Origin of the sequence: Streptomyces sp. NPDC006314 (assembly GCF_040613075.1) — a bacterium.
Lineage (GTDB): Bacteria > Actinomycetota > Actinomycetes > Streptomycetales > Streptomycetaceae > Streptomyces.
On the sequence record NZ_JBEXRL010000003.1, the window covers coordinates 494,853 to 514,680 of the forward strand.

The 19,828-nt window shown below is 72.6% G+C and carries 16 protein-coding genes; 10 read left to right on the plus strand and 6 right to left on the minus strand.

Annotated elements, in window-relative coordinates; all coding sequences use genetic code 11:
* The first annotated feature begins 10 nt into the window (after nucleotides 1-10).
* On the plus strand, nucleotides 11-1,084 hold the full coding sequence (locus ABZ079_RS07975) for a hypothetical protein (protein ID WP_356938537.1): 1,074 nt from the start codon (nucleotides 11-13) through the stop codon (nucleotides 1,082-1,084).
* A gap of 197 nt (nucleotides 1,085-1,281) precedes the next feature.
* Here the strand turns inward: ABZ079_RS07975 and ABZ079_RS07980 are convergent, their stop codons facing one another.
* Nucleotides 1,282-2,073: an SURF1 family protein gene (locus ABZ079_RS07980; protein ID WP_356938538.1), complete on the minus strand. Its 792-nt coding sequence runs from the start codon at nucleotides 2,071-2,073 to the stop codon at nucleotides 1,282-1,284.
* A gap of 333 nt (nucleotides 2,074-2,406) precedes the next feature.
* Here ABZ079_RS07980 and ABZ079_RS07985 point away from each other — a divergent pair, with 333 nt between their 5' ends.
* Complete coding sequence (locus ABZ079_RS07985) at nucleotides 2,407-4,212, plus strand: prolyl oligopeptidase family serine peptidase (protein WP_356938539.1); 1,806 nt, start codon at nucleotides 2,407-2,409, stop codon at nucleotides 4,210-4,212.
* A 72-nt stretch (nucleotides 4,213-4,284) separates the two neighbouring features.
* Here the strand turns inward: ABZ079_RS07985 and ABZ079_RS07990 are convergent, their stop codons facing one another.
* On the minus strand, nucleotides 4,285-6,126 hold the full coding sequence (locus ABZ079_RS07990) for an NAD-binding protein (protein WP_356938540.1): 1,842 nt from the start codon (nucleotides 6,124-6,126) through the stop codon (nucleotides 4,285-4,287).
* A 158-nt stretch (nucleotides 6,127-6,284) separates the two neighbouring features.
* Here ABZ079_RS07990 and ABZ079_RS07995 point away from each other — a divergent pair, with 158 nt between their 5' ends.
* A complete protein-coding gene (locus tag ABZ079_RS07995; RefSeq protein ID WP_356938541.1) occupies nucleotides 6,285-7,316 on the plus strand; it encodes a permease in 1,032 nt (343 codons plus the stop codon).
* A complete protein-coding gene (locus tag ABZ079_RS08000; protein WP_356938542.1) occupies nucleotides 7,313-8,053 on the plus strand; it encodes a TIGR03943 family protein in 741 nt (246 codons plus the stop codon). Before ABZ079_RS07995 ends, ABZ079_RS08000 begins: the two co-directional genes overlap by 4 nt.
* A 186-nt stretch (nucleotides 8,054-8,239) precedes the next feature.
* Here the strand turns inward: ABZ079_RS08000 and ABZ079_RS08005 are convergent, their stop codons facing one another.
* Entirely contained in the window at nucleotides 8,240-10,306 is a 2,067-nt protein-coding gene (locus ABZ079_RS08005) for an NAD(+) synthase (protein ID WP_356938543.1), read from the minus strand.
* A gap of 119 nt (nucleotides 10,307-10,425) precedes the next feature.
* On the opposite strand from ABZ079_RS08005, the gene ABZ079_RS08010 reads away from it, so the two are divergent.
* The gene (locus ABZ079_RS08010; protein ID WP_356938544.1) at nucleotides 10,426-10,899 is read left to right on the plus strand and encodes an Lrp/AsnC family transcriptional regulator; all 474 of its coding nucleotides are present in this window, start codon (nucleotides 10,426-10,428) and stop codon (nucleotides 10,897-10,899) included.
* A 77-nt stretch (nucleotides 10,900-10,976) separates the two neighbouring features.
* Nucleotides 10,977-11,384: a hypothetical protein gene (locus tag ABZ079_RS08015; protein WP_356938545.1), complete on the plus strand. Its 408-nt coding sequence runs from the start codon at nucleotides 10,977-10,979 to the stop codon at nucleotides 11,382-11,384.
* A 496-nt stretch (nucleotides 11,385-11,880) separates the two neighbouring features.
* On the opposite strand, the gene ABZ079_RS08020 is transcribed toward ABZ079_RS08015, so the two are convergent.
* Nucleotides 11,881-12,315, minus strand: a complete 435-nt coding sequence (locus tag ABZ079_RS08020) for a MarR family transcriptional regulator (protein ID WP_356938546.1) — start codon at nucleotides 12,313-12,315, stop codon at nucleotides 11,881-11,883.
* A gap of 201 nt (nucleotides 12,316-12,516) precedes the next feature.
* Between ABZ079_RS08020 and ABZ079_RS08025 the strand changes: the two genes are divergently transcribed.
* From ABZ079_RS08025 to ABZ079_RS08035, 3 genes are all read left to right on the plus strand, one after another.
* Nucleotides 12,517-13,710 (plus strand): PP2C family protein-serine/threonine phosphatase, encoded by a 1,194-nt coding sequence (locus ABZ079_RS08025; RefSeq protein WP_356938547.1) that lies wholly within the window; start codon nucleotides 12,517-12,519, stop codon nucleotides 13,708-13,710.
* Nucleotides 13,711-14,230: 520 nt separating this feature from the next.
* Complete coding sequence (locus tag ABZ079_RS08030) at nucleotides 14,231-16,120, plus strand: GAF domain-containing SpoIIE family protein phosphatase (protein ID WP_356938548.1); 1,890 nt, start codon at nucleotides 14,231-14,233, stop codon at nucleotides 16,118-16,120.
* Nucleotides 16,098-17,285 carry a PP2C family protein-serine/threonine phosphatase gene (locus ABZ079_RS08035; protein ID WP_356938549.1) on the plus strand — a complete coding sequence of 396 codons (1,188 nt, stop codon included), beginning with the start codon at nucleotides 16,098-16,100 and terminating at the stop codon, nucleotides 17,283-17,285. Before ABZ079_RS08030 ends, ABZ079_RS08035 begins: the two co-directional genes overlap by 23 nt.
* A gap of 10 nt (nucleotides 17,286-17,295) precedes the next feature.
* Here ABZ079_RS08035 and ABZ079_RS08040 read toward each other — a convergent pair whose 3' ends face one another.
* Together ABZ079_RS08040 and ABZ079_RS08045 are read right to left on the minus strand one after the other, a co-directional pair.
* Entirely contained in the window at nucleotides 17,296-17,799 is a 504-nt protein-coding gene (locus tag ABZ079_RS08040) for a MarR family transcriptional regulator (RefSeq protein WP_356938550.1), read from the minus strand.
* Between the two features lie 277 nt (nucleotides 17,800-18,076).
* Nucleotides 18,077-19,285 (minus strand): phospholipase D-like domain-containing protein, encoded by a 1,209-nt coding sequence (locus tag ABZ079_RS08045; RefSeq protein ID WP_356938551.1) that lies wholly within the window; start codon nucleotides 19,283-19,285, stop codon nucleotides 18,077-18,079.
* 196 nt (nucleotides 19,286-19,481) lie between these two features.
* Here ABZ079_RS08045 and ABZ079_RS08050 point away from each other — a divergent pair, with 196 nt between their 5' ends.
* The gene (locus tag ABZ079_RS08050) at nucleotides 19,482-19,760 is read left to right on the plus strand and encodes a hypothetical protein (protein ID WP_356938552.1); all 279 of its coding nucleotides are present in this window, start codon (nucleotides 19,482-19,484) and stop codon (nucleotides 19,758-19,760) included.
* Nucleotides 19,761-19,828: the final 68 nt, after the last annotated feature.

Sequence of the window (19,828 nt, forward strand, 5' to 3'; positions counted from 1 at the left end):
GAACGGAACTGTGAACCACGGCCCCGACGACAAGGGCCCCGAGAGGCTCGGCCCGGATCTCGACGGTCTGGACCCGGACGAGCTGGCCCTGCGACGGATGCTGCACTCCGCGGTCGACGACATCGAGCCGCGCACCGGCACCCTCGACCATCTGCGCCGGGCCGTCCCCGCCCGGCGGGCCCGCAAGCGGCAGGCCGCCTTCGGCATGGCCGCCGCGGCCCTGTTCATCGGCACCGCGATCCCCGCCTTCGTCCACGTCTCCCACTCCGGCGGCTCCGACCCCAACACCGCCATGGCCGGCCAGTCCTCCCAGGCCCAGGGCGGCACCGGCCAGGGCAAGGACAAGGGCGGCGCCTCGACCGGCGAGCCCGAGGCGGGCAGCACCAGCGCCCAGCCCGGCAGGGAGACCGGCGAGTCCGGAGAAAAGCACGAGGACGGCCCCAGCCGGGGCGGTTCCACCGGCGGCGCCGACCCCTCCGTGAGCCCGCCCACGAGCACCCCGCTGTGCACGGCGGCCCAGCTGGGCTCCGCCACCGGCACGGCCGGCACCCCGGACTCGGCGGGCGTCGTCTCCGGCACCTTCCGGGTCGCCAACGTCTCCTCCGCCGCCTGTACCGTCGGCGGCGCGGGCACGATCGGCGCCACCGCACAGGGGGCCGCCGACCCGGCCAAGATCGTCCGGGCCCGGCATGTGGCCGGGGACGCGGCGACGACCTACCTGCCGGACCCCTCCCTGGAGGTGGCGGCACTGGTCCTGCAGCCGGGCGCGGCCTACGAGGAGAAGTTCGCCTTCGTGCCCTCGGAGACCTGCCCCACCACCGGCGGCGACAGCACCGGCGGCGACAGCACCGGCGGTCCCTCTCCCGACCCGACGCCCACCGGAGAGACCGGTGCCTCCGGCAGCGCGGACACCGGCAGCACGTCCTCCGGCACGACCACCCAGCTCGCCACCGGGGACGGCGTGACGGACGGCAGCGTCCTCGTCTCCCACACCGCCCAGCCTGGCTCCCCGACGACATCGACGGTCGTCTCCGACGTGTGCGCGGGGACGGTGTATTACACCGGGGTGCTGGCGGGGGCGTGACGTAGCCGCACCGTCGTCGGCCGAGGCCGGGTGGGGGGCCGATCGCGCGGTTTCCCGCACCCCCAGGGGGTGCGGTGCCGCCGGCGTCGTAGTTCCGCAGCCGCGCGCAGTGGTGCCGCCTGGGGCGGCACGGGTGGGCACAGCGGCACTCCGCGGGCGGGCAGGCGACCCGGCCCCCGGCCCGCACCGACGCCGGTTCAGCCGCTGGTCACCGGTGCCCGTTCCGACTCCTCCGGCAGCAAGCCCAGCGCGGCGTCCCGCTGGAACTCCACCTCCCGCCGCAGCAACCGGAACCACATGAACACCACGAAGCCGGCGAAGACGAACCACTCCCCGGTGTAGCCGAGGTTCTGGAACGCCTTCAGATCCAGCCCCGTCCCGTCCGGCGCACTCGCGGGCACGGCCTTCATCCCCGAGTCGGCCCTGTCCAGGGTCACCCAGGCGTCGTACAGCTTGTACGGCACCAGGTTGACCAGTGACGCCGAGCTGATCGCCGCCGTCTGCCCGGCGGGGAGCCCGCCCTGCGCGCTGACCCCGTTGTCACCCGGGGTCTCGGACGCCTGCAGCGCGCCGGTGACGGTGACCTCACCGGTGGGCGGGGCGGGGGCCCTGGCCGCGTCCGCCGTGCCCGGCAGCCAGCCCCGCACCACGGGCAGGGCCTTGCCGGGGCCGGTGCGCAGCAGGGTGAGCACGTAGAAGCCGCGCTTGCCGTCCAGCTCCCGGCCCGGCACGAGCAGCTGCTTGCCGTAGCGGCCGCTCGCGGTGACCCGCCGCCCCGAGGTGCTCTTGTCGACGGGCAGCATCCGGTCCAGCGGCCGCGCCGCCTCGTGCCGGTCGGAGGCGGCCTGTTCGGTCGCCGTGCGATGGTCCTGCACCCGTCCCTCGAACCGGCTCAGCTGCCAGGACCCCATGAAGACGCAGAACGGGACGGCGAGCAGCACGAAGACGTTGATGCCCCACCAGCGGGGTGTCAGCAGAAACCGGTACACGCCCTCCACGGTACGGCGCCCGCACCGGGACCCGGCCCGGGGGTCAGCGTTCGGCGGCCCTGGCGTAGGTGCCGGGCACCACGTCCACCGGGCCGTCGGACGAGACGTGGTGGCGCACGATCCGCGTGTGGCACCGAAGGCGCCGCGGCGACTCTCGGCGACGTGGGTGGGCGCCCTCCCGTCCCACAGGGCCCGGTCGGCCTCGGGCCGGCTGTCGGGGAGGGGACGCGGAGGTGGTCTGCCCGCCCATGATCGTAAAGTTGTCCACAGGCTGTGCGCACCAGCCCCCCAATGGTCGGCGCGACCAGGCAGTATGGGCGCATGACTGGGGCCATGAGTGAGAGCAAGTCGCCGGACACGCCGGACATGCCGGACTGGGAGAGGCGCTTCAGGGCGCCGCGGGTGTCGCTGCCCGACTGGGCGGAGGACGCGCCGCACCGCTCCCTGTTCGTGTCGAACGCGACGGGCACGTACGAGCTGTATGCCTGGGACCGTGCCACGGGCGGGCAACGGCAGGCGACGGACCGGCCGAACGGCACGACGGACGGCGTGATCTCCCCGGACGGCGCCTGGATCTGGTGGTTCGACGACAAGGACGGCGACGAGTTCGGCATCTGGCGCCGTCAGCCCTTCACCGGCGGGCAGGACGAGCCGGCGGTGCCCGGCCTGGATGCCGCCTACCCGGCCGGTCTGGCCCTTGGCCGCGACGGCCGCACGGCGGTCGTCGGCCGCTCCACGGACGAGGAGGGCACGACCATCCACCTCGCGCGCGAGGGCGAGGAACCGGTCGAGATCTACCGGCACCGCGAGTCGGCGGGCGTCGGCGACCTCTCCCACGACGGCTCTCTGATCGCCATCGAGCACACCGAGCACGGCGACGCCATGCACGCGGCGCTGCGCGTGCTGCGCCCGGACGGCTCGACGGTCGCCGAGCTGGACGACACCAAGGGCGGCACCCAGGAGCTGGGCCTGGAGGTGCTCGGCTTCGCCCCCGTCGACGGCGACACCCGCCTGCTCATCGGACACCAGCGCCGGGGCCGCTGGGAGCCGCTGGTGTGGGACGTGGTGACGGGCGCGGAGACGGACCTCGGCCTGGAACTGCCCGGGGACGTCAGCGCCGAGTGGTATCCGGACGGCTCCGCCCTTCTCGTCGCGCACGGCTTCGAGGCCCGCAGCGAGCTGTTCCGCTACGACCTGGCGGCCCGCGAGCTGACCCCCATCCCCACCCCGCCCGGCACCGTCTCCGGCGCGTCGGCCCGCCCCGACGGCAGCGTGGAGTACCTGTGGTCGTCGGCCGCCGAGCCGCCGGCGGTGCGTTCGACGTCCGGCGGCATCGTCCTGGACCCGCCCGGTATGACGTGCCCGCCGTCGGTGCCGGTGGAGGACGCGTGGGTGGAGGGCCCCGGCGGCCGTATCCACGCCCTGATCCAGAAGCCGGCCGGCGCCACGGGCCCGCTGCCCACGGTCTTCGATCTGCACGGCGGCCCGACCTGGCACGACAGCGACTCCTTCGCCGCCGGCCCGGCCGCCTGGGTCGACCACGGTTACGCGGTGATCCGCATCAACTACCGCGGCTCCACCGGCTACGGCCGCGCCTGGACCGACGCCCTCAAGCACCGGGTCGGCCTGATCGAGCTGGAGGACGTGGCCGCGGTGCGCGAGTGGGCGGTCTCCTCCGGCCTCGCCGACCCCGAGCGGCTGATCCTCACCGGCGCCTCCTGGGGCGGCTATCTCACCCTGCTCGGCCTCGGCACCCAGCCCGAGGCCTGGTCGGTGGGCATCGCGGTGGTGCCGGTCGCGGACTACGTCACGGCCTACCACGACGAGATGGAGGCCCTGAAGGCCATGGACCGCACCCTGCTGGGCGGCACCCCGGAGGAGGTCCCCGAGCGCTTCGAGGCGTCCTCCCCGCTGACCTACGTCGACCAGGTCAAGGCCCCGGTCTACATCTCGGCGGGCGTCAACGACCCCCGCTGCCCGATCCGTCAGATCGACAACTACGTCAAGCGCCTGGAGACGCGGGGCGCGGCCCACGAGGTGTACCGGTACGACGCCGGGCACGGCTCGCTGGTGGTGGACGAGCGGATCAAGCAGGTGAGACTGGAGCTGGAGTTCGCGCAGCGGCACCTGGTCGTCTAGAGCACCTTCTCAGCCGGCCGATGGGGGGCGGGTGGCCGAAGGGGGGTCCAGGGGGCGGAGCCCCCTGGAGGCTCACCGCAGCTCCGCGAGCCCGCGACGGGTAGCGGCAACCACCACCCGGTCCCCCTTCGCCAGCACATGATCGGAAGGCGTGTCCGTCCGCCCCTCCAGCGCCAGCACCCGCCAGGACCCGGCCCGGAACGCCTCCCGCACGGTCCGGCCCTCCAACTGCGGATGCCCGTCCACGTCGACGGCGGCGAACAGCAGCACCCTCCGCTCCACGGGAATCGCCCCCATCACCTGCCGTCCGAGCATCGCACCGGCGAACGCGGGCGCGGCGAGATGCGTCACGCTCCGGCTCCGGGTCAGCGCGTGCGGATGCGCGGCCCGCAGCGTCCGGTACACGGCGGTGGCGAAGTCGTCGTCGTACAGCCGCAGCACCACGCGCAGGTCGGGCCGTACGGTCCGGGCGTAGAGCACGGCCTCCAGGTTGGTGGTGTCCGCGCTGGTCACCGCGAGCAGCGCATGCGCCCGATGGATCTGCGCGGACTCCAGCACACCCTCCTGGGTGACGTCCCCGAGCACCACCGGCACCCGCAGCCGGCGTGCGGTCGCCAGGCCCCGTGCCTCCGGGTCGGACTCCACGCACACCACGGGGACGCCCAGTTCCCGCAGCCTCGTCAGCACGCGGGTGCCGATCTTCCCCAGTCCCAGCAGCACCACGTGCCCGCCGAGTCCGCGCGGCGGTTTGCGCAGCGCGGAGGCGGTCCGGAAGGTGCCCAGCGCCTCGAGGACGGCCGCCAGCAGCACCGGCAGCAGCAGCAAGCCGACCAGACCGGACAGGAGTTGGAGGATCTGCCGGCCGAGGGACGCTCCGATGGCCGGGTCGTCGATCGCGAACATGTCCAGCAGCGTGAGGTAGAAGGCCCGCAGCGGGTGGATCTCCGTCACCAGGGACAGGGCGACGGCGAGCGCCACCACGCACCCCACCATGCCGGCCAGCGACCACCGCAGCCGCCGGGAGAACAGGGAGGCGAGCGGTGGTACGACCCCCGTTCCGCGGGCGGGCGCGGCCGACTCCGGCCCGCCCGCGGACGACACCTGCTCCAGCACCATGGCCGCCCGCCCGCGGGCCTGCCGTACCTCATCGTCGTCCGGCAGCAGCCGCGGCTCCTGCTCGCCGCTGCCCTCGGGGCCGTCTCCGGCGGGGTCCGCGCCGGAGGCGGAGAGCAACGCGAGGGTGCACAGCCCGGAACCGGCGCCCGCCCCGTCACCCGCCGGCGCCCGCTCCACGGCCCGCAGCAGCAGCCCCTCGGTCTGGACGACCTTGCCGGTGCCGGCGACGGCGGTGGCGGCCAGTGCGGGCGCGGCGGTGTCGGCGTCGGACAGCACGGTCGTGGAGGCGTCCGCGCCCCCGTCCGCCCCGTCCCGGCCGGCCAACCTGGCGACCTGGTCGAGGAGTTCCTCGATGTGCTGGCCCAACCGCCGGTTGTAGAGCCGCAGGACGAGCCGCAGCCGGGGATTGAGCCGGCGGGCGATCAGCGCGGCCCGGATGTTGGTCTCGTCGTCGTCGTACACGAGGGCCAGCGCGGCCGCCCGCTCCACTCCGGCCTCGGCGAGCACGGCCTCGGTCAGCTCGAGTGCCTCCAGCACCCCTTCGCCGTCCGGGCGCTGGCCCGGCGGGCCGCCCGCACCGGAGACGGGCCCGTTGCCGCCGCCGCGGCCGACGGAGCCGACCGCGGCGCTGACCACCCGGTCCAGCAGCGCCGCCGACGCGGCCCGGGCCCGCCCGACCACGGGTGGCCTGGCCGTCCGTTCGTTCGGCGGCACCACGAGGGTGACCTGCTCGCCGTAGACTCCGCGCAGCTCGGCCGCCAGCCGGTGCGCGAGCCCGTCGTCACCGCACACCACCATGTGCGCCGACGGGGCCCCGGGCCCCCCTTGATACGGAACGCTCGCCACAAGGGGGAAGACTGCCCCAAGGAGAAGGGTGGTTCCAGCAATGGTCTGAACGCCCGCGCGAGGAGCCCCGTACTGAGGGGGAGGGAGCGAACAGCCGGAGGTATCCGCCCGTGGCCATCACCGAAGACGCCCCGCCCGGCACCGGGGCGCCGGCCGAGGCGCACCCCTCCGGCGGGCGGACGGGGAGGGAGGACCGGCGGCTCAGCTCGCCGCTGGTGCTGACCCTGACGCTGGTCCTGGCGGTGCTCGCCCAGTCCCCGATCCGCGGGGCTCTCGGCACCCCGCTGATGCAGAGCTGGATGACGGTGTTCGTGGCGGTGACCGTGCAGGCGCTGCCCTTCCTGGTCCTCGGCGTGCTGCTCTCGGCGGCGATCGCGGTGTTCGTGCCCCCGTCCTTCTTCGCGCGTGCCCTCCCGCGCCGCCCGGCCCTGGCCGTGCCCGTGGCCGGGGTCGCGGGGGCGGTGCTGCCGGGCTGCGAGTGCGCGTCGGTGCCGGTGGCGGGCGCCCTGGTCCGCCGGGGCGTGACTCCCGCCGCCGCCCTCGCCTTCCTGCTCTCCGCCCCCGCGATCAATCCGGTGGTGCTGACCGCCACCGCCGTCGCCTTCCCTCGCGACCCGGAGATGGTCCTGGCCCGGTTCCTCGCGAGCCTGCTGGTGGCATGCGCGATGGGCTGGCTGTGGCAGCGGCTTGGCCGCACGGACTGGCTGCGTCCGCCGGCTCACGGCGCGCACGAGGGCGCGACCAAGGGGGAGACGTTCTGGAACTCGGTCCGCCACGACACCATGCACGCCGGCGGCTTCCTGGTGATCGGCGCGATGGCCGCGGCCACGCTGAAGGCGGCGACCCCGGCGACCTGGCTGGAGACGGCCGCCGGCAGCCCTCTGTTCTCCGTCCTCGCCCTCGCCGTCCTGGCCGTCCTGCTGTCGATCTGCTCGGAGGCGGACGCGTTCGTCGCGGCCTCCCTCACCCAGTTCTCCCCGACGGCCAAGCTGGTGTTCCTGGTGGTGGGCCCGATGATCGACCTCAAGCTCTTCGCGATGCAGGCCGGCACCTTCGGCCGCGCCTTCGCGCTCCGCTTCGCGCCCGCCACCTTCCTGCTGGCCGTCGCGGGCGCCGTACTGACCGGGACGGTGCTGCTGTGAACCGCCAGGCCCAGGCAGCCGTGATGTTCCTGCTCGGCGCCGCCCTGCTGCACGCGGGCGTCACCGACCTCTACCTGCGCTACGTCAAGGCGGGTCTGCGCCCGCTGCTGCTGGCCTCGGGCGCGGTCCTGATCGCGGCGGCGCTGGCGACGGCGTGGTACGAACGGAAGCGCGGCAGGGCGGCCGCCACGGGCCACCCCCACCCCGGGCAGCGGGACAAGGCAGCCCACCCCGAACCCCGTGTCGCCTGGCTCCTGTTGCTGCCGCTCCTCGCGCTCATCCTGATCGCCCCGCCGGCCCTCGGCTCCTACAGCGCCCTGCGCTCCGGTACGGCGCTGCAGAAGCCGTACGCCTACGGCCCGTTGCCCGCCGGCGATCCGGTCCCGCTCTCCGTGGTCGACTACGCCTCCCGGGCGGCCTACGACCACGGCCGCTCGCTGCACGGCCGCCCCGTCCGGGTCACCGGTTTCCTCGCCCTGGACCACTCGGGCGCGCCCTACCTGGTCCGTATGGCACTCAACTGCTGTGCCGCGGACGCCCAGCCGGTGAAGATCGCCCTGACCGGCGAGCTGCCCCCGGTCCTCCGCCCGGACGCCTGGCTGGAGGTGACGGGCGCGTACACCCCCCAGCTCACCCGCGACCCGGTCAACAAGGGGCCCGTCCCCTACCTGAAGGTCACGTCGGTGAGGCCGGTCCCGGTGCCGCACGACCCGTACGACGAGACCTGGAACACCTGAGTGCGCCGACCTCGGGACACGGCAGCGAGGCCCTCCCGCGTCGCCGGGCTCCGTACGGGAACGGCCGCGCGTCCGGCGGGCCGATCGCGCGGCGACGCCGGCGGCCCGGTGCCCCTCGCCGGCGCCCCCGGCGACCTCGCGCGCCTCATCCGCGCACGGGAACCCGCGAAGCCGTGACCGGAGCGGTTAGCGTCCGGCACCCGCGCTGTCGAAGTCGAAGCGTTCGAGGTCGCGCAGCCAGGCGTGGGCGTTGCCGTCGGACGGGGCCCGCCAGTCGCCGCGCGGCGACAGCGAACCGCCGGCCGAGACCTTCGGCCCGTTCGGCATGGCGGAGCGCTTGAACTGCGAGAACGCGAAGAAGCGTCGGCAGAACACCTCCAGCCAGTGCCGGATCTCCGCCAGGCCGTACGCGACCCGCTTGGCCTCGGGGAAGCCCGGCGGCCAGGCGCCGGCGTCCGGGTCGTGCCAGGCGTGCCAGGCCAGGAAGGCGATCTTCGACGGCCGGAAGCCGTAGCGGAGCACCTGGAAGAGGGTGAAGTCGTGCAGCGCGTACGGCCCGATCTTGGACTCCGTGGACTGCATCTCCTCACCCGGCACCAGCTCCGGGCTGATCTCCGTGTCCAGGATCGCGGCCAGGATCCCGCCGGTCTCCTCGTCGAACTGGTCGCTGCTGATGACCCAGCGGATCAGATGCTGGATCAGCGTTTTCGGTACGCCGGAGTTGACGTTGTAGTGGCTCATCTGGTCGCCGACGCCGTACGTCGACCAGCCGAGCGCCAGTTCCGACAGATCGCCGGTGCCGAGCACGATGCCGCCGCGCTGGTTGGCCAGCCGGAACAGGTAGTCGGTGCGCAGACCGGCCTGGACGTTCTCGAAGGTGACGTCGTACACCGGCTCGCCGGAGGCGAACGGGTGGCCCATCTCCTCGAGCATCAGCCGCGCCGTCGGCGTGATGTCCAGCTCGGCCGCGGTGACGCCGAGCGCGCGCATCAGCCGGTGGGCGTTGTCCTTGGTGTGGTCGCTGGTGGCGAAGCCGGGCAGGGTGAAGGCCAGGATGTCGCTGCGTGGCCGGCCGGCGCGGTCCATCGCCCGGGCGGCGACGATCAGCGCGTGCGTGGAGTCGAGGCCGCCGGACACCCCGATGACCACCTTCGGGCCGCCGATCGCCGCCAGTCGCTGCTGCAGGCCGGCGACCTGGATGTTGTAGGCCTCGTAGCAGTCCAGGGCGAGCCGGTCGGGGTCGGCGGGCACGAACGGGAAGCGCTCGACCCGGCGGCGCAGCCCGAGGTCGGTGGTGGGCGGGTCCAGCTCGAAGGACACCGTCCGGAAGTCCCCGGTCCGTGCGGCGTGGGTACGGCGGTTCTCGCCGAACGTGCCCATCCGCTGCCGCTCCTGCCGCAGGAGGTCGAGATCCACGTCGGCCACCGCGTACTGCTCGTCGAGCGGGAAGCGGTCGGTCTCGGCCAGCAGGACCCCGTTCTCGTAGATCAGGGTCTGGCCGTCCCAGGACAGGTCGGTGGTCGACTCGCCGAGACCGGCGGCCGCGTAGACGTACGCGGCGAGGCAGCGCGAGGACGCCGAACGGCACAGCAGCCGCCGGTCCTCGGCGCGGCCGACCGTGATCGGGCTGCCCGAGAGGTTGACGAGGAGGGTCGCGCCGGCCAGGGCCGCCTCGGCGCTCGGCGGCACCGGGACCCACATGTCCTCGCAGACCTCCGCGTGCAGTACGAGGCCGGGGACGTCCGTCGCCTCGAACAGCAGGTCCACGCCGAACGGCACGGTCGCGTCGCCGATCCGGATCGTCCCGCCGCGCTCGGTGTCGCCGCCGGCGATCTGCCGGCGCTCGTAGAACTCCCGGTAGTTCGGCGGGTACGACTTGGGTACGACGCCGAGGACGCGGCCGCGGTGCACGATCACCGCGCAGTTGTAGATCTGGTCGCGGTGGCGCAGCGGGGCGCCGACGACCAGCACGGGCAGCAGCTCGGCGGAGCCGGCCACCACGTCGCCGAGCGCCGTCTCGACGTCGTCGAGCAGCGCGTCCTGCAGCAGCAGATCGTCGATCGCGTAACCGGACAGGCACAGCTCGGGGAAGACGGCGACGGCGACGCCCTCGTCCGCGCACCGGCGCCCGTGGCGCAGGACCGCCTCGGCGTTGGCCCGCGGGTCGGCGATGACGGTGTGGCCCGTGCACGCGGCGACGCGCGCGAAGCCGTGCTGATAGATCGACCAGAAGTTCAACGGGACTTCCCTCATGACTCCACCATGACTCCACGACTCCACCGACCGCACAGACGAAGCGAATCGCCTATAGCAAGAAGCCTAGTTCCCTAGACTGGATACGGTTATCGCGGAATTCTGCCGAATGGAGTGCGATGGATCACATCGACCGCGCTCTGCTGGCGCGGCTCCAGCAGGACGCCACCCAGTCCTACGCCGTCCTCGGCCGGGCCGTCGGCCTCTCCGCCGGCGCCGCCCACGAGCGGGTGCGGAAGCTGCGGGAGCGCGGAGTGATCCGGCGTACGGCGGCGGAGGTCGACCCGGCGGCGGTGGGCGGTCCCGTACTGGCGTACGTGACGGTCGACTCGACGTCCTGGATGGGGGACTCCGCGGACAGCTTCGCCGCGCTCCCCGAGATCCTGGAGGCCCATGTCGTCGCCGGCAGCGCATCGGTCCTGCTCAAGATCAGAGCGGCGAGCACCGGGCATCTGCAGGACGTGTTGCGCAGGATCTACGCGATCGAAGGGGTCAGCGGGACCCGGGCCACCGTGGTGCTGGACACGTTCTTCGAACGCCCGGTGTCACCGGTGACCGCGCCACCGCCGCCCGGGCCGGGAACGGATCGATAGACCATGACCCGGGTACTCGGGTGGAACTGAGTACGTGCGCTCTGGTCGGCCACCGGGTGAGCCGGAACGCTTCTGCCATGCGCCGAGAACTGAGCAAACCCCTTTCGCAGGTGCTGTCGATCCTCACGCTCGCCGTCGTGGCGCTGGCGGGGTGGGCTGCCTGGCTGGGCTGGGACCGGCATCGTGACGTGCACCCCGACGGTTCGACGACCGGACCGTACGAGGCATGGCAGGTGATCGGGCTGGTGCTGACGCTGCTGGCCCCGGTGTACCGGGCGGCGTCCCGGCGCCACTTCGCAGGCGCTGTGCTCGGCACCACGGCCGGCCTGACCGTTGCCGCCTATGCCGACTGGTCGGACGACTCCAGCGGCCTCTTCGTCATCGGCGTGGGCCTGGTCATGCTGGGAAGCCTCGTCGTGACCGCCGCCGGCTGCGCCGTCATCGCCTCCGCGCAGCGGGACCACCCCTCGGGTGAGCGCCCCTGACGCGCGAGTCCCAACCCTTCACAGCCTCCAGCGCGTTGGAACCGGCCTGAAGCCGCACCGGACCGCCTGGGCCGCACGCTCTGCGGCATGACGGCGACAGCGCGCCATCGCCTCGGTCGGGGCTGCCGGTGGCCAGGGCCGCCCCGGGGATGCGGTCGGCCTCCGGGAGACGAGCGCGGGCCGATGGGCCAAGCCCCTGTCCTCGGAAGGATTTGCGTGCTTCCCGCGGCGGCTCTGTGAACATGATGCGTATCCCCCGTGCGCGAGACGTGTAGCACAACCACCGCAGAACGCGCCGTTACCGGGGTAAGCGAGTCCGGGTAAGGGCTGTCAGGCGCACTGTTGCCGTTTGACAACAATAGCCGTGAGGCAACAAAGTAACCGTGTCGGACGTGCGCGGGGAAGGACCTGGAATGCTCCGGTGGACGGAGACCACTCCGTGTGCTCGTCACCATCGCCGAAAGGTGACGGTGACACCGGTGCCGCGAACGGTGGTTCAGGCGGTCTGGCTGCCCGAGCCCGAGGCGTCGTCGTGTATCTGCGTCGCCGCGGCGGCACAGAACGCTTCCAGCCCCTCCAGCAGCGCGATCCGCTTGGCGGCGGGCATATCCGCCAGCACCTTCTGCAACTCCCTCTCCCTGCGCGCCCGCAGGTCGGCGAGGAAGGTGCGGCCTCGGCCGCTGAGGTGCAGCCGCACCTCACGCCTGTCCTCCGGACTCACCACTCGCTCGACGAACCCGGCGGCCTGCAGCCGATCGCACAGCCGGCTGGTGGACGGTGGGGTGGACGCGAGCGACTCGGCGAGGGTGCGCAGGTTGATGCCGTCGTGGTGCTCAAGGATGTGCAGCACGCGCAGCTGTGACGCGGAGGTGGGCGCTGTCGAAGCCCGGCCCCATACAACTTCCAGCAGCTCAACGGCCGTGGTGGTCACACGCGCGACCTCATCGGGCTCTCGGCGGCGGCGGAAGGCAGTCACGGTCACACTCTCGCAGGCACTGGGGCGCCTGTCAGCGTACTAGGCACGGGCGCTGGCCACCGATGACCCAGGGCGACCGACGCGGCGCATCCAGCAGCTTGGCCTCGTGAGTGAGGCCGGTACGTGGTCCGGCGAAAGATTGGTGTATCTCCCATCATGAAGAGATTCATGGCCGCTGAACGCGCTCTGCGCACAGCGGCTCCCCACGAGTTGCTCGACGCCCTCCGCGCCGTACTGGTCGAGCAGTACGGCGCGGAGGACGTCGAGCTGTTCATGGTCGATTACGGCCTGACCGTGCTTCAGCCGGTGTCGGTACTGCCGCACACGCTGGAGCCGGTGTCGGTGCACAACACCCCGGCCGGCCGGGCCTTCGGCTCACAGAAGCCCCACCGCGAGGAAGGGCGGGACGGGCGAGCGCGTCTCCATCTGCCGGTCAGTGTGCGCGGCGACCGGCTCGGCGTGCTGTGCCTGACCCTGCCCGGCAGCGAGGCCGCACGCCGGTGGGAGTCCGAACTGGCCGAGATCGCCGATGTGCTGGGGCACGAGGTGATCGTGGCCGGGCGGGACACCGACCTCTACGTGCAGGCGCGGCGCAAGGACCGCCTGACTCTGGCCGCCGAGATGCAGTGGCAGCTGCTGCCCGGCTGTTCCTCCTCCCGCCCGGAGTACGACCTGGGCGCCCAACTGGAGCCGGCCTACGCCATCTTCGGCGACAACTTCGACTGGTCCGTCACCGCCGACCACCTGATGCTGTACGTCACCAACGGCATGGGTGAGGGCATAGAGGCGTCCCTGCTGACGAACCTGGCCATCAACGCGCTGCGCAACGCCCGGCGCGCCGGCATCTCCATCGCCGACCAGGCGGCCCTGGCCGACCAGGCCGTCTACGCCCACTATCAGGGGCGCTGCTACTTGTCCGTCCTCATGTTCGACTTCAACCTGGCCACCGGCCAGGCGAAGGTCGTGGACGCGGGCTCCCCCCAGCTGCTGCGGCTGCGCAGCGGCGTCGTGGAGCGCGTCACCTTCGACGCCCAGCTGCCCCTGGGCATGTTCGAGGAGACCGACTACGTGGCGCAGGACTTCCACGCCGAGCCCGGTGACCGCCTCGTCTTTGTCAGCGACGGCGTCCATGCCGTGGCCTCCCCTAAGGGAGAGGCGTACGGGGAAGGGGCCCTCGCCCGGGCCATCCACTCCACCCGGCTGCTGCCCGCCGCCGAGGTGCCGCGCGCCATCCTGCGGGAGCTGACCGGCCACCGCGGCAAGGCCGTACCGGAGGACGACGCCCTGATCGTGTGCCTGGACTGGCGCGGGAGGCCTTCCGGCCAGCTCGGCGAGACCGCCCCGGTGTGACGATCGCGTGTTGTCCGCCTCCCACGCTCGCGCTAACGTTTGCCATGTAGCAATGATTGCTTCATGCTCGTCGTTCGGTCGGCCGCAGGGGCTCGCAACAGGGAGACGATGCAGGTGGCGGAGCATGGCACGGCCCCCGAGGTGGCCCCCGAGGTGGCGCAGGAGCCGGGTGGCGTTCTGGAACGGCGCCGTGGGCAGATCGCCCAGCGGATGCCCGCCCCCCGGACCCGGGCCGGATCCGGCCCGTCGCAGATCGCCGGCGAGGCCGCCGGCCTGCGCGAGCCGGCCACCGCCTTGCGGCGAGCCCAGTCCGGGGATTCCGCCGACGCGTACGCCTGCCTGCTCATGCTGACGCCTGCACGGCGACGGCCTCCCCGCCCGCCCGGTGGACCCGCACGACTCCCCATGTCCCGGCCGTGGTGGCCGCGGTCATCCTGCGGGACGCCGGCAGCGCCGCGCGGCCCCTGCGTGACGACACCCGTGTGGCCGTACTGGCCCCCGACCCACCGGACGGACGTCGATGACCACAACCCCTGACGTCTGGACAGTGGCGTCGGTCGCCGACGCGGCCCGGACCCGCGCCGCCCTCGACCGCATCGCCACGGACGGCGGGGCGCCGACGCTGGAACGAGCCCGCTTCCTCACGTCGCTGACGGCACGGCTGCGCCACTGCCTCAGCCAGGGCGGCGAGTGGGACCTCCTGCTCCACATCCGGCGGACCACCGCCGAGCAGGACGGCCGGCTCGACGTCCTGCTGCGGCCGGCCGGCTCGTCCGTCCCGGGCCGCGACGATGGGCCCACCCTGACCTGTCCCCTGCCTCACCCGCCCGACCAGGGCGGTCTCCGCGTCGGCATGCCGCTGCCCGAGGCCCTCCTGCGCGCCGACGAGAACACCGCGGCCGTGCTGAGCCTCCTGGACGAAAAAGACGGGACCGTCCGGCTGCACCGGGAGGAGCTGCACCAGACCAATCAGGGCGTTCTGGCGCTGCACACCGGCCTGGAGGCCGCGGCACTGGCGCAGCGCGACCTTCTCGAAGCCGAGCGGACCGCACGCGCCGAGGCGGAGCGGGCCCGGCGCCTGCTGACCTTCCTCGCCGACGCCAGCGCCGCCATCACGGCGTCCCTCAGCCCCGCGGCCATCCTGCGCCACCTCTCCGGCATGCTGGTACCGGACTACGCGGAGCATCTCGACGTCTGGCTCTTCGACGAGGAGTGCGAGTACGAGGAGCACGAGGAGCACGAGGAGCACGAGGAGCACGACGACGGGCACGCGCACCGTGCCCGGGAGCACTCGGCGGCCGCGGTGGTCGCCGCCCGCACGGGCCGCCCCCAGCACGCCGCCGCCCACCCCGGCGCCCTGCCCGGCATGGACGACCTCCCGCCCTCCGTGCTGTCCCCGCAGCGACCGCTGCTGGCCATCCCCCTCGTGGCGCACCGCCTGCTGGGTGTCCTCACCCTCACCGCCCCCGGCCCCCGCTTCGACGCGGACACCTCTCTGATGCTGGTCGAACTCGCCCGCCGCGTCGGTATCGCCCTGGACAACGCCCGCCGTTACGAGCAGTACCGCGACACCGCCGAGGCCCTGCAGCGCGCCCAGCTCACCGACCTGCCCACCCCGCCCGGTCTGCTCCTGGCCGCGCGTTACCTTCCCGCCACCCGGGGCATGAACATCGGCGGCGACTGGTACGACGCCTTCCTCCAGCCCGACGGCAGCCTGCTGGCCGTCATAGGGGACGCCACCGGCCACGGGCTGCACGCCGCCGTCGTCATGGGCCAGCTGCGCACGGCACTGCGCGCCTACGCGGTCGGGAACAACAGCCCCGGCGAGATCCTCACGCACCTGCACCGCATGCTCCGCCACCTGCAACCGGAGCTGTACGCCACCGCGGTGATCGCCCGCTTCCGGCCGGGCGAACCAGAGGTGGTCTGGGCGTCGGCCGGCCACCCGCCCCCCGTTGTACGCGACACCGACGGCACCGTACGTGTGCTGGACGCGAAACCGGGCGTGATGCTCGGTATCCCCGTGCCCTACGTGTACGCGGACCACAGAGCCGACCTCCCCACCGGTTCCTCCCTGGTGCTGTACACCGACGGCCTGGTCGAACGCCGGGCGCGGGGCATCGACCCCGGCATCGAGCGCCTCGGCCGGGCCCTGGGTACGTTGAGCACCGCGGAACTGGAGCAGGACCTGGATGCCGCGGCCGACGCCCTGCTCAAGCCGCTCCTGCACGACTCCGAACGCGACGACGACGTCTGCCTGCTGCTGTGCCACACCGTGACGCCCACCGGGCAGGAGCCGCCCAGGGAGGCCTACCGATCCCTCCCGCGCAGCGAACCTCCTGGAAGCCCGCCTTCTCGCGGTAGCGTGGAGGCGACAAGGCGAGAGGGTGGATGCCGTGAAAGCCCGTGAACCCCTTCCGTCCGCGGAAGCCGAACTGCGTGCGGCCGCACCTCACGCACTGGCCGCCACCGCCCGCCGTCTCCTCGCCGAACGGGTCGGCGCCCAGGAGGTGACGCTCCTTCTCGCCGACTACGGACTGACCGTCCTGCAACCGGTGTCCCACCTGCCGCACACCGGCACCCCGGTCCCCGCCCAGGACGGCCCGGCGGGCAGCGCCTTCAGCCAGCAGAGTCCGGTGATCGAGGTCCTCCGTGAGCCGGCCGGCCACCTGGTGCATCTGCCCATCACCGTGCGCGGCGACCGCCTGGGCGTCCTCTCCGTACGCCTGCCCGCAGGCGCCGCCGACCCGGGCACCGTGCTCCGGCTCGGCGACTTCGCCACCGCACTCGGCCACGAGGTCTCCACCGCCGACCGCGACACCGACCTCTACCGGCAGGCCCGCCGCACCCGCCGCCTCACCCTCGCCGCCGAGATGCAGTGGGAACTCCTCCCCGGCCGTGGCTGTGCCCGCGAGGAGTACGTCATCGGCGCCCACCTCGAACCCGCCTATGCCATCGGCGGCGACAACTTCGACTGGTCCACCAGCGACGACCGCCTCATCCTCACCGTCACCGACGGCATGGGGCAGGGCATCGAGGCCTCCCTGCTCACCAGTCTCACGGTCAGCGCCCTGCGCAACGCCCGCCGCGCCGGCATCGGCCTGGCCGACCAGGCCTGCCTGGCCGACCAGGCCGTCTACGCCCAGTACGGCGGCAAGGTGTACGCCTCCACGCTGCTGCTGGAGTTCGACCTGGCCACCGGCACGGTACGCGCGGTCGACGCGGGCTCCCCCCAGCTGTTCCTCCAGCGTGGCGGCCACACCGAGCGGATCGAACTGGACGCCCAGATGCCGCTCGGCATGTTCGAGGAGACCCTCTACGAGGAGCAGACGTTCCAGGTCGAGCCCGGTGACCGTCTCATCGCGGTCAGCACCGGTGTGCACGGCGCCCGCTCCGAGGTGGGCGATCTCTTCGGTGAACGGGTCCTGCGGCAGATTCTGGGCGCCACCCGCGCCGTGCCGCCGCACGAGACGGCCCACGCGGTCGTCTCCGGGTTGATGGAGCACTACGGCAGCAGGGACCTGATGTCCGACGCCGCCGTGGTCTGCCTCGACTGGAACGGCCGCCGGGCCTGACCCGGCCCCCTCAGGGCCGGGAACCGTCAGGCCCCCGGCCGGTGCCGTCCTGAGCGGACAGGAAGGCCCGCATGCCCCGGCTCAGCGCCTCCCGCTCGGCCGGCTCCATCGCCGCGAGGACCACAGCGAGCGCCCGCGATCTGCGTGAGGCCACGTCGCCCAGCACCTGCCGGCCGTGGCCCGTGAGGTTCAGCTGCACCTCCCGCCGCTTGTGCGGATGCAGCTCACGCTCCAGCAGACCGGCTGCCTCCAGCCGGTCACACAGCCGGCTGGCGGTCGGCAGCCCTATCTCCATGCCCTCCGCCAGAGCCGTGAGATTGAGCCCAGGCTCCGACTCCAGGATCCGCAGAGCCCGCAACTGGTGGGGCGACAGCCGCAGGCTCGCCCCCTGGGCGGCCACCGACCACAGGTTCGCGAGACCGTCCACGGCATCGGTGATCTCCAGCGCGAGGGACAGGAGATCATCACCCGGTCCGCCCGCCGGGTCGTCCCCGAAGCCACTGAGACGAGTCACGAACCCATCGCTTTCAGCAATCGCCAGCCCATACGGATACCACCCTCATTCAAACGCGGTACCCGAAGAGCCGCCGAGCAAGCACCGCCGGCCGGGCCATCCTAGGGACTCGGGCTGAGGGGAGGAGCTGATCCCCGGACGGCGACGACGGCCGAAGGGCTCGGGAACAGGACCACCGGGCGCCTCCGTCGGCGACTACGCCCGTGATGGCTTTGGCCAGAGCCAGTAGGAAGCGGTAACGGCGGCTCCAAAGGGAGGGCGGTTCCCGGTACTCCGGTCACAGAAAGCGCCGGATCGGGGTGACGGCGGCTTCCTTGGCGCGCTGGAGTACCGCGCGTCGTCTCCATCGGGCGAGATCGATGTCCACGCTGTGCCGCAGGTCCGCTTCGTAGTCGCGGTCGAGCGAGGCGGTGAACGTCTCGTCCAGGACCGCGAGCATGACCTCCTCGTCGTGGTCCATGGACCGGCGGTTGAAGTTGGTGGACCCGATCAGGGCGGCGACCGAGTCCACGGTGATGATCTTGGCGTGCATCATCGTCGGCTGGTACTGGCGGATGTGCACGCCGGCTTCCAGCAGGCGCGTGTAGTGGTGCTGACCGGCGAGCTGGCAGGCCCGCTGGTCGGTGTGGGGGCCGGGGAGCAGTATCTCCACGCGCACGCCGCGACGGGCGGTCTGGCACAGCAGGTCGATGAAGTACGCGTCGGGGGCGAAGTAGGCGGTGGCGAGGCGGAAGCGTTCCTCGGCGGAGGTGAGCATGACCCGGATCAGGGTCTGCATGTCCTGCCAGCCGATGCTGGCCGAGCCGCGCACGACCTGAACGACCGATGAGCCGGCCTGCGGATGCTCGGTGAAGCGGTCGCGGTCGTCGAAGAGTTCGTCGTGGCACTCGGCCCAGTTCTGCGCGAACGCGGCGGCTATGCCGTCAACTGCCGGGCCGCGCACCCGGACGTGGGTGTCGCGCCACTCGCCGGGCGTACGGGCGTCGCCGCACCATTCCTCCGCGATGCCGACACCGCCGGTGAACGCGGTGTGTTCATCGACGATGAGGGCCTTGCGATGGCATCGGTGGTTCTGCTTGAAGGGTGACAGCCAGACGGGCTTGCGGAACCAGGCCACCTGCACACCCGCATCGTCCATGAGGCCCAGCACCTGCCGCTCGATCTGCTGGGCGCCGAAGCCGTCGAGCAGCAGTCGTACCCGTACCCCCGCGCGGGCGCGGTCGGCGAGGGCGGCGGCGAAGTCGCGGGCGATCTGACCGCGCCAGTACACGAACGTCATCATGTCGATGGTGTGCCGAGCCGAACGGATCGCCTCGAGCATCGCGGGGAAGATCTGGTCGCCGTTGCGCAGGGGGAGCAGGTCGTTGCCTTCGGTGGCGGCGACGCCGATCAGTCGCTCCAGGCGGCGACGCAGGCGCTGCTTGCGGGCCGCCGCGTCGGGCGCGGTGGCCCGCGTGGAGGCTGCCGCTATGCCGTCGAGGATCACGCCGTGTCTCCCGTTGTGCCGTGGCGTCGGGGGCTGCCGATGAGCCCGGAGAAGCACATGCCCGGCGGGCACCGCCTCACTCCTGGCTCGGGCGGCACTGCCCAACTGAGCCCCGGAAAGAGGAATCGACTATTCCGAAATGCCCGGGTAACCGGATGTCCACGGCAGCCACAGGTTCTCCCGGGAGGCGTTTTCCATGACCGTGAGTCGCACGTTGGCCGCGTCCGCGAAGGGCGACGTCATAACGGTCGACGGCCGGAAGGCGATGGCCCTGAGGAAAAAGAAGGGCAGCGGCGAAACCATCACCATGTACGTCGCCACCGAGGGCAAGCCGTACATCCTGAAGCTCGCCCAGTCGGGCGGCAGGAGTCCCGGAACCGTCGTCTTCTCCGACTACGGGAAGCCCGTCCACGCGACGCCTCCGCCGGTGAGCCAGGTGATCGATGGCACCAGGGAAGGCAAGCCGGCCTCCTGACCCGGACGGGGGTGAGGCGGGCGTGACCCGCCTGCTCCCCGGCTGAGCGGGCATACGGCGGTGAGCCG